We start from the raw sequence: 14,053 nt of genomic DNA on the forward strand, positions 1-14,053 counted from the left end.
CTCAAATGCCACAGGTTGCAACACCCTCTTTATCGCACGCATTTCGACGATAGTCAGCGGGCAGCCGACACCCTGGCACCGGAGAATTGCTATGCGCGTCCCAGTCTATCCACAAGACATGATCCGTAATCGTGGCTTCAAAAGCCTGTCTAAGCATTTGCAAGCGCAATGGTGTGGCTCAACACCAATCTCGCTGGCAGATGCTCAAAAAGCTCTCGCGCAGGGACTGGGCTACAAGAGCTTTTACGATCTCAGCGAAACCTCAAAGGTCTGCCAACCTGGGGAACCTGTGCCGCCAGAAGCCGATGTCAGGCAGGCAATTGGTTCTGTCATCAAAGCTACCCTGGAGCCGGAAGCATTGCTGTCTGTAGATCAAGGGGAGTTGGAACAGCTCTTAACCGATCTTCCTCTGACAAACCTTGTAGCCTTCAAACGAGTGCAGGTTTCTCACGATGCTGGTCACAGCCTGTTACCTAAACTGGTTAGCGGGGCTCAGAACGGATTGATCAAAGAACACATTCAGACCCTGGAAAAGATCCTTGCTGCATCTGGCAGCTTGAGGGATCGGGCTCTGTTCGCATGCATGCTGGGTGCGCTGCGGGCAAGCGAGCTACTATCGGCGAAAATGAAGCACGGTGTTGCGGTGTATAGCGTTAAGAGCCGTGATACCAAGAATGTAATCGATGCAATTCCCGATAGGCACAGGTCGGTGTTCGAGCAGTACATCAAGACCTCGAAGTTGTCGGACGGAGAGTATATTTTCAGTGTCGCCAATGCCCCTGGACGTCCACTATCGTCTGACGCGCTGAGAAGGATCTGTTTCTCGTGGGCTCGCAAAGCGAATATCGACGTGAGTCTACTCACGCCCCGTGGCATCCGTAGCACCAATGATGGTTATGCCGACTTGATGCGCAAAATGAGTGAGAGGATGGGGCACTACTCAGCGAATACGTCATTGGCATACGCAGTCGGATTACCGACAACCAGTAACACTGTTCACTAGGCCCATAATCGGAAATGGTAGAGATCTTGAGTTGTGAAGCCATTGACGCTTCTCCCGCCCCTTACGTCGATGCGATCTTGAGTATCCCCGCTTTTGGCCAGCCCCCTGTCAGGGTACGGCTGTCGTGAATCCAATCTTGGCTTCGCCAAGGTTGGGCCCTCCGGGCGTCCATCCTCAGGCCTTTGGCCCGTCATGGGCCGGCGCGCTCCGCTTGCATTCTTGACCACAACGTTCGACGTTATCTCGACGATTATCGACGCAGGCCTCACCTGCGTAGTTCCGCGCTAGAGGCTCTATATACTGACGCCGCGTCAATCGGGGACTAGGCACAGTGTTTTATACTAGGCCCCAGTTAACATCACGCGGAGCGTTTCTGGATCAGATTCAGCAGCAACTGGCCATCTGGCATAGGAGACATAGTGCGCAAAAAGACGACGTTCTTTTGCACCGCTTTCTTGATGTCCGCAGCTGAAATCGGCTTTTCCAAGATGGTGAAATCCATTAAACGCTGAAAATGGCACTCTTCGAGATAGCCGTGATGCTCACGTTTTTCAGTTTCGCCAGTACCTTTTCCGAAGGCGACGATCCCCTTGCCATTTTCGTACAAGAACACCACATCACCTTTCTGTATACGGTCGATGTTGTACTTCCAAGGGGCATAAAAAGCTGCTGCGCTTCCCTCGCTGAGCATACGGTCATGGTCTTCCAATGAGTGACGCTTGTTCGTATTCAGAAGGTGGAAGCTCGATGGTTCGAGTAACTCAATGTCTACCGCCGCCTGCTCTTTGTCATCAAGCTTCAGAGCAGTCTTGGCGGCTTCAACCCCCTTCTCGAGCAGTTTCAGCATTGTCTCCTGGCGACTCAGATCGAGCTGATCAGCCAAACCTTCGATGAAGGAGTAGAGCTCCTTGGGCATGCGGATAGATGCGGACGCCAGGTCATTCTTCGTCTTCGCGGCGTTTTCGATGAGCGAAATAATGTCGTTCATGGGATGGATCTCCTGTCAGATGCGGAGAAGCATCCCACGGCAATAAAATAAAATCAATTAATGCTTTTTTATAAAAGCACATTGCGAATCTAAAAAAATGCAATCCGAGTGTTCGGCGATGATTTCCACTTGAAGACGCTTGCCTGTGAGCCTTCCATCGGACAAGTAACTCCGGATGGGGAATACGGAAGCCAATCCTTCCTTGGGGGTGTACATTCATACAGCTATCTGATGCTATGCCCGGTGCAGGGCGCTGGCATAACGCTGGAAAGGTGCTTAGATCAATGCTTAATGTCATGTCGCCACCAGCAAGGATGAGGATTCAACTTGGCCACTCTTACTGATAAAGAAATCGAAGCGCTGAAAATCGAGAATTTCATTTTTCACGTTGTGCATCATCGAGCCGATGATCCGATACTTTTTGACGACACCCCCTTAAGCACCTTCGAGCCGTTCTTCATTGACCGCATCAAAGAAACCCTCAAGGGCAATAAATTCTCTTTCGCTGAAATATCTCAAGTAAAGGCCAAACTGAATAGTTGGGAAAAGGGCGAGTCGAATTTCGTCGATATCTCCAAGAGCCTGGCACGGCAATTTCATCGCCTTGGCGATAAACGGATGAAGTCAGGCGTGCTGATTGTAATCGGTTTAGTTACAGGCGCTAAAAAGTTTTATTCTTTAATCAAGTATGACTCTGAGAAAGTTGTGACATTTGAAACCAAGGGCGCCCAGGCAATACTTCAGGCAGTTACCAATAACTTTACGGAATCACCGAAAGCGCTGCAGAAATCAGCTCTTATTGATTTGGATTCCATAGACGCAGAAGTGGTGATCATCGATAAAATGAGCCGCTCAGGAATTAGTGACTTCTTCAAAGAATTCCTGGGAGTAGAGCGCCTCCGGAACTCAAAGGAAATGACGGTAGATTTGGTTAAGGCAATCAAAAAAACTGTAAGGACACACCTGGGTGATCTGCCGCCGGCTATCACATCGAAGGTCGCTGAGAAAGTCGTTGAGATTGCGAAAAAGCGTAAAGACTTTGAAGTCGACGGATTCTTCATAGATTTTTTTGGCATCAATGGCCAAGATGAAATTCGGGCGACCTTCGACAAAGAATTGGAAAGCCTAAATTTGACTGGAGAAGTGTTCTCCTATGATGAGGAAGAGCTACCTACCAACGAGGCAAAGAAATACGTAACAAGCGAAGGCATAACCATCAATATGCCTGCGCGGGCAAAGGGAAGCTTAACTATTGAAAATGGAAAGGATGAAACTGTTATTACTATTCGTACAAGTCGCTTGCGTGAATCATGAAACAGCTAGCGCTGGAACTTCGCAACTTCTTTGAGCGACTTACGGCGTCGGGTGGTTCTGCGCAGGTTGAAACTACGCATATTTTTCGAATTGATGAAGTGAGCGTTACATCTTCCGGGTTTGTTCGAGAATTGAAAGATCTTGCCCAGCGTGTTTGCTCTATGGGCATCGGAAAGATAGAGCTTTTTGGGGAAGTTTCCGACAGCATCGAGATCAAGAATTTCGATTTGGAGGATGTGAAAAATGACAGACTAACAGTCATCTTGGAAAAGCCAACGGATGATGGTTGGTGTTATTTCCTAACTTTAAAAGGTTTCGAAAACTGGTTGAGGACAAACCAATTTTCAGCACAGAACTCAAAGAAAAAAATGTGCGTGTGGGTTGCAAGTGAAACCTTTGAATTTTCCACTCATCAGTTTTTAGTGAAAGAAATGGGTGGAGATAAAAATTTACCGACCGTCACTCAACATCCTGAAAAGCCTTGGAAAATGGTACGGGATCTTACCCATTCCCTCACCCCACCGTCGCTTGAACCCTGGCTGCTTACTGCTGAGCCAATTACTGAAAGCGAACCTTTTACATCCTGGAAACGCGTGGCGGTGGAAAGGCTTTCCTTCTGCTTGCCTGCCGAGATTCGCAAGGAAGGTGATGAGACTCATGTGGTATTCCGAGGCGGGCGCTCACTCCCCATAGCTATAGACCAGGCTATTAACTGGGCTGATATCAATTTTGAAACGCTTCACGACACCTGTCAGTGGATCTACTCCACCCCTAGGGAGTGTGAAACGAAATTCCAACTTTTCAACAACCACATTGCTATCAACTGGAACAGTGGGACGACGTGGCCCTCTGGCTCAACTCCAATCCTAAAAAATAGCCTCTCGGGGGCCAAGGAAGCGTTCTCCTTTCATCTCCAGGATCAGAGCAAGGAGGCTGTCAAAAGCCTGGGGGATCTGCGCAAAGGTTTGCAGGAGGAGGTTAATAAGACACAAACTGCGACAAGGGATTTAATATCAGCTCTCTGGCGTGATTTCGCGGTGGCGGGTGTTGTTTTAGCTCTCAAGACTCCGATAGCTACTACAGGCGTGGCCGATACAGCTACCACGATTCTGTATCTCGGTGTCTCTGCACTTCTCATGTTAAGCATAGTTATCAACACTCTATCAACCTTGAGGTTTAACAGTCTTGCTGACAGCAGTAGAGAAGGATGGCGGAGGAAGATCTATAACTTCATGTCTGCCGATGACTGGAAGCGCTTGGTTGAAAAACCTATATCGTCCGGACGCACCGTTTACTGGCTCGCTTGGACTGTGTGTTTCTGTCTATACGTAGCCATTGCCCACTACTTCCTATCGCTTGCGGCACCTACTTTTGTAGCGAACCACATCGATTATTATTTTTTCTGCGCTTGGAACTACATCGCCGGCTTTTTTAATAAAACCATAAATACAGCTACGGTTGAATCTTTATGGTGCAGTATTCCTGCGCGGATATTTAGCAGCTATGCCAGGAACCATTAGGGACTTGCTTCCAAATCAGAAGATAGGCTGGGTTAGGTAGGGGGCTATAGTCATCATTGTCCGCATTCCTTTGCTCAGCGTAATGTACCCAAACAGGGTCATTAAGCCTAAAAATGGTGGTTAATGTGCCGTATAAGGGACATTAGCCTGGCTCGTCACACGGGACATATCCGCAGCACTCGGCGTCCAGACGGCGGTTAATACTCTTAGTCGCTAGGCTCATGGCGAGCCCAGCGCAACGCAGCTATCGACATGAATTGCCTAATCGCCAGTGCTCCCCGTTCATTTCTGGCTTTCGAGCCAGGCAAGGTCAATGCTACCTCTACCTTGGCACGACTCGCTTCGTACATTGCAAATGCGTTGAACTCAGAATCAAGCAGCACCAAGAGCACAGTATCGAAGGGTTGTCGTAGATCAATTGCGCCCATACGGCCCGTAATCTTTTGCTGGTTCAGGATACAGCGCCCCTTGATCTGGATTCTCGCGACGCCATCTTCCAGCGTCTCTGTTGCGTCGTAACCTGCCTGCCTTGCAGGATGTAGTAACAGGCCGAGTCGAGTAGCAGCTTCGTACTCTGCGACCTCGCCTGTCACGCCCAGCGGCTTGCCGGTCAAGCGATAGAATCTACGCGCAAGCACCTTGGCTTCTTTCAAGATCTCTAGGATTTCATCCTGGATCAATGCAGCCTGCTGAGGTTCGTTGCCATGACCGAGTTCAGTCATCTGCAAACGCCTCGAGCGCAGTGAGCAGCTTGGCAAGCTCAGCCAGGTTGGCTGCCGTCACGATGTCATATTCTCCTCGACTACTCAGCCGATATACCTCTCTAGCCTTTTTCACCCGTTCCAGTAGAGGAACAACAATGCCTGAAGCTCTTTCAAGAAACTCGTTAATGTCTGCCCGTGTTTGAGGGATCTTGTAGCCTTTGGCCGCGCTTGTGATGATGACGTCCGCATCCCGAAGCTTGGCAATGCCACTGGATCGAATTCGCTGGCCGTTGACCTCACCCAATCCGCTATCTTTTAGATGGGCCATGATCTCCGTAGTCAGCACGTAATCCTTGGTGACGAATTCGCTTTGAAATCTTAAGAACCGCAGGATACTCAATTGCAGGCGCTCATCCTCATCAGGATGCTCACCAACCCGCTCGCTGAAACGGTCTGCCTGGCGGAGAGCTTCCTGGTGTACCTGGTAGTCTGCATACCCAGACTCATTCGTCGGCGGCGGCAGAAGAGACTGGTACTTGGATGGCCACTCAAGCATTCCAAGAGTCAGGCTGCGTAGTATCTTTTTGTAGGCAAGAACTGCTTCTTCCGATGCTTTCTCTTCGTAGATCTGAGCGACTGAGCCAGCAAAAAAATCTGCAACCTGAACCAAAACGTTGTCCTTACTGGCCATCGTCTGGAAGGCATCCTTATCGCCAAATAGGTCGTCCACGAATCGTTCTGCAACGTAGCTTTTGAGGCTCTCCTGAAATTCCTGGCCACCATGCTCGTCTACGATCATCTGGAGGTCAGGGTATGCGCGGAACAAACGTTCATAGAGCAACCCGTTCACGTATTTTATGAACGAGGTTTTGATACGGAGGCCGCCGTCTTTGTGAATTCGGGACTTATCAACGACGGTGAAATAGAGCTTGAAAGGCAGCTCAGCTAGCTCGTTGAGGATTCGGGCACGGCGATCTGAATCCTTCGGCTTTAGATTGCTGGATTTGATCTCACCTGTTTGAAAGTGACGCATGCGGAGTGCTTCAGCTTGGGCATAAGCAGCTTCCAGGTCTTTCTCTGCCACCAGAATAGAGCACACGATGAAGAAGCCCGAGCTTCCTCCCTTTGACGTATCAAGGTCGGAATTCCCAGACTCATCCACGAAGGCATATGTTCTGTCCATGAGCTTGCTCCATCAACAACGTACTGAGCGCGGTGGGTCGCCCAATGGCAAGGTGGCGAACTCAGTTCGTCGCAGTGGTAGTACCTGGAGCGGGGCCGTCGCTGAACGTGTAGTTGATGACTACGTCATTTCGGATCAAGACATCGAGAGTTTTCTGAGTGCCTGTAGTCGTCACCTTCATGGTGACCACGTAGCTTTGAGCATGGGCTGAGCCATTGGTGTAAGTGTAGATCCACTTTTCGTCAGTCTCGCTGACAGCACTCTTGGCGTAGGGCTCACCGAATAGAGATTTCAACTCAGAAGTGGTGGTTTTGCCTTTGGTGATGCTCGTTACGCTTGCCGACGGAAAGTCTCGGCCTGCGGTGTAGTGAGACGTAGCGCAACCGCCGAGTGCGACACACATCCCCATGACTGCGATGAGCTTTTTCATATCCTTCCTTGATCGTAGAAAGCTCCAAATCTAGCTGGCATCGAGGCCAAAAGCCATCAGCATGTCGAAGCACCTGGAAGCTGTGGATTTTATACCCGCAACGGAGCTGTGACCGTTCCCAGTTGGGCTGCCTTCGTCCATCACGTTCGCTTCAATTGAGTGTCCTAAGAGTTTCAACAATTAGCGAACGCATCCAGCGATGACCTGGGTCACGCTAAGTTTGCTCATGCCAAGCCAGGATTTTTGTGAAGGCTGACTCTAGGCGTAGGGTTCCGGCAAGCTCGGGGGCAGTCTTTTCGATCACTACGCTGTTTTTTGGGCGAAGCACCCGGCATTGGGCTTCGTTAAATCCATCGCCGTCTTTAGTCGGCTGCAGATGTACCGCTCTTCACCGCCAGGCTCTTGCGCACGATGTCTGCCTCGCATTTGATGGTGTCGTTGTCGCTTTTAACCACCCAATTATTTTGAGCGCAGGGTACAGCGGGGCATTATTCGCTCGGCGAATTTGGCTCGTGACTATTAACGATTTCACAAGCTTCAGCCATTACGCGAACCTGATGACGAACCAAGCTAATCATCGTCAGAGGGTTTAAACATGAAAGGTAAAGATATTCTGGCTTCTGCCGCACTCGCCGCTTCGCTTACCGCTTCCGCAGGCGCCATGGCAAGTGACGTCGTCTCCTTGAAGTTTAGTGATGGCCGCCCAGACGTCGTCGGCGTAGATAAAGTAAACGCAGCGCTGAAAGATCTCGGCGTACACGTCGTGACTGTAGACGTGCCTAAATCAGCTACTCCGATTCTGGCCGCCTCTTACGAGCGTGCGCTGACCGAAGAGGAAAAGCGCAGCTTGATTAAAGACTTCAGCCTCACCATCCCGCAGTTGCTCGACTACGTGAAAATGGCAGGCCGCAAGCCAGCTGTCACTGACGGTGGTGTGTACACCGAGGAAACGGGAACCGGCCCTTACCCTAAGGTGTACGACATGAAGGCGTTGGACAAGCCGACTCATAAGGCCGTCCTGGAGAAATATGCCCGTCTGCACGTCAACTCCGCCGACGACGGAACCGACGTTGACGAGGTTATGACTGCCGTCTCCGGTGGCCCTTTCCGCTGGGCATTCACCACGAAGGATGGTTCGACCGTTCGCTTCCAAATTGAAAAACTGAAGCTGGGTGATAAGGCAGTTCGTGTGAGCTACCACGGCCTGGGCATGCATGCCGGCATCATGGATCCGGAGCAGGGTTTGATCGTAGCTTACGGCCATGGCCCGAAAGAATTCACCATGCGCTACAAGGCTGACGTACCTCACGCGAATCTGCTAGGTACAAATCCTTGGATGGATTTCAAAGGCGAAATGCCTAAAGCACTGGATAAAGCTCAGTAATCGTCCGATATCAGCAGATCAATGATCCGTAAGGGCCAGCCTGGCCCTTACTTGGTTGAGGAGAAAAAAATGATTCCTTTCGAGTTGAAGCATCTGGATCACGTCGTCTTGCGCGTTCAAGACATGGATCGCAGTTTGACCTTCTACATCGAGACCCTCGGTTGCGAAGTGAAAAAGCGTCGTGACGATTTGGGCATGATCCACCTACGTGCTGGATCCTCAATGATCGACCTCGTGGACGTTGCCGGCCCCCTTGGCCAACAGGCTGGCGGGCCCGCAGATCCGCAACATCGTAATGTCGATCATTTCTGCCTGCGGATCACACCGTTTAACGAGGCCGACATTCTCTCTCACCTACACGGCCACGGTATCCAAGCAGACAAGGCAGTGACACGATACGGCGCCGAAGGTAATGGCCCATCAATCTACTGCTTTGATCCCGATGGCAACCTGGTAGAACTTAAAGGCCCGGTTGAAGGTTGACGCTGGCTCAATGAGTCGCGTCATCAACCACGCCTGGATAATAGGCATCAACAAAACACTTTCGAAGCCACCTCAACGCAGGGTCACCGTCCTTTCTCAAGTGCCAGGCTTGCTGGTACGCGATTTTCGGCAACGCTATGGGCGGCTCAAAGCATCGTAGGTCGGGAAATCGCTTCATGTTTCCGAGAGCCTTTGCAGCAATCGTGAGCATGAGATCAGTCCCCTCGATCAACTCCACCGCCGCCGTCCAGTGAGGGAGGGCCAGCACAATATTTCTGCGTAGCCCCATGCCACTGAGTGTTCTTTCAATCTCATCGTTTGCATCAGGCCGCAACGCAAGCATCACATGCGGTCGCTGCAACCACTCCTCAAGCGACATCGTCCCCTTTGACGGTAAGGCAGCTTTATCGGCAACGCTAACGAACTGATCGGGAAATAGGTCTTCGACCATGATGTCTTTCGGTGCCTCCGGAAAAATACCCAGAGCCAGGTCTAATTCACCATCGGCCAGTTGAGAATGCATTGTCTCGCGGCTTGCTTGGCTGACGGCCAGCTCGATACCTGGTGCTTCAGCCCTGACTCGCCGAACAACGGAGGGGAACACTGTTTTCGCGGCGTAATCTGAGAGCGATAGCCGCAGTCTGGTTCTCGCTGTTGCAGGATCAAAGTCAGCCTCCGAAAGCAAACTGTTGAGCCCGATCAGCGCCGATTCCAGTGGGCCCATAAGAGCTTGAGCTTTGGCTGTCAGCGCCATGTAGCCATCTCGCCTAATCAGCAGCTGATCGTTGAAATGTACGCGCAGTTGGGCGAGGGAATGACTCACTGCTGGTTGACTCTTGTGCAAGCGCACTGACGCTCGGGTTACATGACGCTCTGTCAGCAATGCATGCAAAGTCAGCAGGAGGTTAAGATCGATTCGCCGGAGTTCATCCATAGAAGGTTCCACTGGAGCATATTTGATAAAGTTTCTAAGTCTCAGGCCAAATGGTAGCGTGAATATCAACTCCTCTGCCTGACTGGTCTACTTGCCATTAGCTTCCATCCTAGCGCTGGTAAGCCTCCCTATGGGTTCGAATTCAGTTAAAAAGATTGCTGATTGTCCGAGTGCCAGGTCAAAGCGGTATAGCGCCAGGTGCGATGCCAGCGAGATGATTTGGCTGTTATTGATAGCTCCTGTTTCAAACGTTAAGCATGAAACGACGATGGAGTCGATATGGCGCTTCCCCCGCTACACAGCTTCAAGGTATTTGAAAGCGTGGCCAGGTTAGGCAGCCTTGCCGGCGCGGCTTTAGAGCTGCACGTCACAACGGGTGCAGTTAGCCAACAACTCAAAGCCCTGCAGTCCAGTCTATGCGTGGAGCTCTTCTCCAAGCAGGGCCGACAATTGGCTCTCACACCCAGCGGTCGCCGACTGCACATGCGTATCGCTAACGCGATGCGCGAGATCAATGACGCTGTGAGTGAAGTTCGAATTGGCAATGAGCAGGAGCTCGTTGAAATCACATTGTCCACTCCGCCGTCCGAAGGAACCGAATGGCTGGTCTCGCCCATACTGCGTTTCATGGCAGAGTCCGAGGCGGTCAGGGTGACCGTGATTACGGCTCCGAACATGGCGCTGGTGGACTGGCGTCGTGCAGATGTTGCGGTTATTTATGGCACACCTCCATGGCCAGGCTACTGGTGGCGCCTGCTGCACGGCATACGCATGATTCCCGTATGCAGTCCTCAGCATTTGCGGGGAGCTCTTGCCATTCACGAAGTCGGGGATCTAGTGAAGCATCGGTTGCTACATGAGGATGACGGTAGCCAGTGGCAGCAATGGCTTGCTGAGACGGGGGGCGCACGTGGTGATTTTGACAATATCCACTTTGAAGACTTCGGCATGGTGCTTCAGGCTGCGCGAGAAGGTTTCGGTGTAGCGCTGAGTGATGAAACAGTATCTGCCCGAGATCTAGATGAAGGTCGTTTGGTCTGCCCTTTGCCAGTCTCTGTGCCAGCGCTACACAACTACTACGTCGTTTGCTCCGAAAGCGCACGTGAACGCCCGGAGTTGCGGGCGTTCATCGACTGGTTATTGGATACGGTGGGCCGCTCTGATCAGTAACCGTACCCGCGACCATCTGTGAAACGGATGTTAGTCAGGATGCTAATGTCCTTCTCCACCTTGTACAGCTTGGAGCTCTTGATGAGCTCTGGGTCGCTGAAAGACTCCCCCTTGGCCCGTCCTGCCTGGATCTGCAGCATCTTGTCGCGGATGACCACAACTTCGGCATAGGTCATGGCCGGTACTCTCGATGGGTCTTCATCAGCATGGGCGCCGTAGATTGCAGTATTGGGATTGATGACCTTCAGAGTGGCATCGAGGGATGACACATAGTCCTTCAGGTTTCCTGCCAAGAGCCATGATGGATAGAGGTGATCACCGGCCAGCAGGATGTCATGTGCCTCATCGTACAAAGCCACTTCGTCTTTGGTGTGCCCAGGGACGCTCAGCAAGCGAACCCTAAGGCCACCCAAGTCGATAATCTCCTGTGGCTTCACCAAGCGCGAGACCTTGAAGGGCGGTACTACCATGTGGTCGAAATTGCCCAGGTATACCGGCTCCGGTACGTGGTAAAGGCCATCCTTCCCTTTGAACTTGCTAGTGAAGGGGGTATCGACCAAGTACACGCTCTGGAAATTATGCAGGCCGCCCAGATGATCAAAGTGCAGGTGCGATGGCAGAACTGATAGTGGCTTATCGGTGATTTTCTTCGCTACTTCCGTGATGTCCTCCCTTTGGTTTGCACCTGAATCGAACATCAGAGCCTGTTTCTCTCCCACGAGCAGATAGGAGAAGTTTTTTTGGTAGTAGGTAGGCTCGCCGATGGCGTAGAGGAAATCAGTCAGCTTGTGCACTACGAAGGCTGGCCCAGCTGTCTTGGTCACCTCTTCTGCATGGGCAACGAATGGAGCGGAGAAAATCGTAATGGATGCCAGCGTTAGGGCATTAATGAACTTGCGCATTTGGCGCGAACCTCTTCTTCTAGTTATCGAGGGGGGGCAGAACGTGATCTGCGAGGTTCATCTCACCGTCTGTCGTGCCTGACATCAATCCACTTTTTTAAGATCAAAAACTTCAGTACAGCTAAAGCATCAAGAAGACGCTCGGCCACCGCTGATTGGTAAGCTCTGTGATATCGGGACGCCGATCACCAATCAACTCGATGTAGCGGTGTAGCGGTTTAGCGGTGTAACTGATCATCATCGGGTAACTTGGCTGCAGGCGAAGATCACGCTTCGTAGCCAGCTGTTGGCCGGATCTGCTTCCTTTCGAACGTGCCAGGCTTGCTGATACGAGAGGGTTGGCAGTGCGAAGGGAGCCTCGAAGGTTCTGAGGGTAGGGTGTTTGTTGAGATCGCCGACTGCCCAGCTCGCCACAGTCAGAATCAGATCGGTGCCGGCGATTAGCTCAATGGCCGCGCTCCAGTGAGGAAGTGCGACAGCTATCCGACGGCGGACACCTATAGCCGTGAGTGCTTTCTCAATCTCGTCGTTGGCGTCAGGCCTCATTGCCAACATGACATGAGGCCGCTCCAACCATTCATCGAGGCTCAGGCAGCCATTTTCAGGCAGAAAGGACACATCAGCGAGGCTCACGAAGTGTTCGGGAAACAACTCCTGGACATGAATGCCTTCGGGATACTCGGGGAATATGCCGAACGCGACATCCAGCTCACCATCTGCGAGCTGAGCTAGCATCATCTCTCGCGTGGCTTGGCTGACAGCCAGGTCGATACCAGGTGCTACTTCACGCAGATGTCGAACCAACCCTGGCAGCACGCGCCGAGTAGCGTAGTCCGAGAGAGAGAGACGGAATCGGGCATGAGACTTACCAGGATCGAACTGCGAAGCTCCCAGTAGACCATTTAGATTTTGAAGCGCCTGCTCTAAAGGAATAAGCAGACATTGCGCACGAGCCGTAAGAACGAGCTGCCCATCCCTTCTGATAAGAAGCTGGTCGTCAAAGTGAGCACGAAGTTGGGCCAAGGCATGGCTAACAGCAGGCTGGCTCTTGTGCAGGCGCACCGATGCCCGAGTGACATGTCGCTCCAAGAGCAGAGCATGCAGGGTCATCAGCAGATTGAGGTCAATTTTACGTAGCTCTTCCAGCATCAATTACTTCTCGATTTCTACTCGACCCAGCTTAGCAAACCTACCTGGCTCTTTGAGTGGAGGCCTAGATCGGAGCTGGGGCACGCGATCAGGTCAATTTTCGAATTCGACAACCTCAAGGCAACTAGGTGTGGTCTTTGACCGATAATTCGTACGGCGAATATTGGACGTATGATTAATCGATTTCCATTAGAAAAACGGATGGAGGATTATCTGTACACCAACTGAATACAGAGGGCGCAAAAGTGATTGGCAAAACTGCAATTCTCGCTCTGATCCCTGTCAGCATGGCATTCCTGGCTGGCGTAGTTCTTCCCTTTCAAGCGGCTAGTAATGCCGCAGTGGGCCGGGCCCTGGGCAGTCCTCTTTGGGGCGCTCTGACCTCCCTGATTGTCAGCGCGATAGTTGTCATCGCAGCAGTTCTCGTAATGCGAGTGCCTGCGCCGGACATCAGCAAAGCGTTGCAAGGTTCCTGGTGGCTATGGATCGGCGGGGTGCTAGGGGCAATCTACGTGGTGGGGGCGTCGGCACTCACCCCGAAACTTGGGGCTGGTGGCTTCCTTCTGCTTGTAGTGGCTGGCCAAATCACCGCCTCAGTATTGGTTGACCACTTTGGCCTGATGGGCTTGAGCCCGAAGCCGATCAACTTCGCCAAACTTGCAGGAGTGATTCTGATCTTCGGCGGCGTTTTCTTAGTACAGAGCGCTGGATCAACACCCACAGATAAACCATCGATTGAAGTCGCTAAGTAAGCCCTTCTCAGTTCGATGCGAGTGGACACTTCAAGAGCCTCACTGGAAGTCGACCTGAGGTTAACGGGAGGGAGGCGCAGGCGGAATTTTGATCATCATGGCAAAGATAATCGGACTTAAGCGATCTCAAAGCAGCT

14 protein-coding genes are annotated in these 14,053 nt (G+C 51.7%); 7 read left to right on the top strand and 7 right to left on the bottom strand.

Annotated features, from left to right (window positions below; all coding sequences use genetic code 11):
* The first annotated feature begins 91 nt into the window (after positions 1–91).
* Complete coding sequence (locus tag FGA82_RS06710) at positions 92–1,003, top strand: site-specific integrase (RefSeq protein ID WP_141126477.1); 912 nt, start codon at positions 92–94, stop codon at positions 1,001–1,003.
* 358 nt (positions 1,004–1,361) lie between these two features.
* On the opposite strand, the gene FGA82_RS06715 is transcribed toward FGA82_RS06710, so the two are convergent.
* Positions 1,362–1,991 (bottom strand): hypothetical protein, encoded by a 630-nt coding sequence (locus tag FGA82_RS06715; RefSeq protein WP_141126478.1) that lies wholly within the window; start codon positions 1,989–1,991, stop codon positions 1,362–1,364.
* A gap of 327 nt (positions 1,992–2,318) precedes the next feature.
* Here FGA82_RS06715 and FGA82_RS06720 point away from each other — a divergent pair, with 327 nt between their 5' ends.
* Together FGA82_RS06720 and FGA82_RS06725 are read left to right on the top strand one after the other, a co-directional pair.
* Positions 2,319–3,305, top strand: coding sequence for a nucleoid-associated protein (locus FGA82_RS06720; protein ID WP_141126479.1), 987 nt, complete (start codon positions 2,319–2,321; stop codon positions 3,303–3,305).
* Entirely contained in the window at positions 3,302–4,825 is a 1,524-nt protein-coding gene (locus tag FGA82_RS06725; RefSeq protein WP_141126480.1) for a hypothetical protein, read from the top strand. Before FGA82_RS06720 ends, FGA82_RS06725 begins: the two co-directional genes overlap by 4 nt.
* A gap of 206 nt (positions 4,826–5,031) precedes the next feature.
* On the opposite strand, the gene FGA82_RS06730 is transcribed toward FGA82_RS06725, so the two are convergent.
* From FGA82_RS06730 to FGA82_RS06740, 3 genes are all read right to left on the bottom strand, one after another.
* On the bottom strand, positions 5,032–5,547 hold the full coding sequence (locus FGA82_RS06730; RefSeq protein ID WP_141126481.1) for a hypothetical protein: 516 nt from the start codon (positions 5,545–5,547) through the stop codon (positions 5,032–5,034).
* Positions 5,540–6,712 (bottom strand): DUF3800 domain-containing protein, encoded by a 1,173-nt coding sequence (locus FGA82_RS06735; RefSeq protein ID WP_141126482.1) that lies wholly within the window; start codon positions 6,710–6,712, stop codon positions 5,540–5,542. Before FGA82_RS06735 ends, FGA82_RS06730 begins: the two co-directional genes overlap by 8 nt.
* Positions 6,713–6,773: 61 nt before the next feature.
* Entirely contained in the window at positions 6,774–7,142 is a 369-nt protein-coding gene (locus tag FGA82_RS06740; RefSeq protein ID WP_141126483.1) for a hypothetical protein, read from the bottom strand.
* 595 nt (positions 7,143–7,737) lie between these two features.
* On the opposite strand from FGA82_RS06740, the gene FGA82_RS06755 reads away from it, so the two are divergent.
* Together FGA82_RS06755 and FGA82_RS06760 are read left to right on the top strand one after the other, a co-directional pair.
* Entirely contained in the window at positions 7,738–8,526 is a 789-nt protein-coding gene (locus FGA82_RS06755) for a hypothetical protein (protein WP_141126484.1), read from the top strand.
* Positions 8,527–8,595: 69 nt separating this feature from the next.
* On the top strand, positions 8,596–9,009 hold the full coding sequence (locus tag FGA82_RS06760; RefSeq protein WP_141126485.1) for a VOC family protein: 414 nt from the start codon (positions 8,596–8,598) through the stop codon (positions 9,007–9,009).
* Positions 9,010–9,016: 7 nt separating this feature from the next.
* On the opposite strand, the gene FGA82_RS06765 is transcribed toward FGA82_RS06760, so the two are convergent.
* Entirely contained in the window at positions 9,017–9,943 is a 927-nt protein-coding gene (locus FGA82_RS06765; RefSeq protein ID WP_141126486.1) for a LysR family transcriptional regulator, read from the bottom strand.
* A 279-nt stretch (positions 9,944–10,222) separates the two neighbouring features.
* Between FGA82_RS06765 and FGA82_RS06770 the strand changes: the two genes are divergently transcribed.
* Complete coding sequence (locus tag FGA82_RS06770; protein ID WP_141126487.1) at positions 10,223–11,113, top strand: LysR substrate-binding domain-containing protein; 891 nt, start codon at positions 10,223–10,225, stop codon at positions 11,111–11,113.
* Here FGA82_RS06770 and FGA82_RS06775 read toward each other — a convergent pair.
* Together FGA82_RS06775 and FGA82_RS06780 are read right to left on the bottom strand one after the other, a co-directional pair.
* Complete coding sequence (locus FGA82_RS06775) at positions 11,107–12,015, bottom strand: MBL fold metallo-hydrolase (RefSeq protein WP_141126488.1); 909 nt, start codon at positions 12,013–12,015, stop codon at positions 11,107–11,109. The genes FGA82_RS06770 and FGA82_RS06775 overlap by 7 nt on opposite strands.
* Positions 12,016–12,252: 237 nt before the next feature.
* The gene (locus FGA82_RS06780; protein ID WP_141126637.1) at positions 12,253–13,161 is read right to left on the bottom strand and encodes a LysR family transcriptional regulator; all 909 of its coding nucleotides are present in this window, start codon (positions 13,159–13,161) and stop codon (positions 12,253–12,255) included.
* Between the two features lie 248 nt (positions 13,162–13,409).
* On the opposite strand from FGA82_RS06780, the gene FGA82_RS06785 reads away from it, so the two are divergent.
* Positions 13,410–13,916 carry a DMT family transporter gene (locus FGA82_RS06785; protein ID WP_141126489.1) on the top strand — a complete coding sequence of 169 codons (507 nt, stop codon included), beginning with the start codon at positions 13,410–13,412 and terminating at the stop codon, positions 13,914–13,916.
* Positions 13,917–14,053 lie beyond the last annotated feature (137 nt).

Origin of the sequence: Pseudomonas fluorescens, assembly GCF_005938625.1 — a bacterium.
Taxonomy (GTDB): Bacteria; Pseudomonadota; Gammaproteobacteria; order Pseudomonadales; family Pseudomonadaceae; genus Aquipseudomonas; species Aquipseudomonas fluorescens_BD.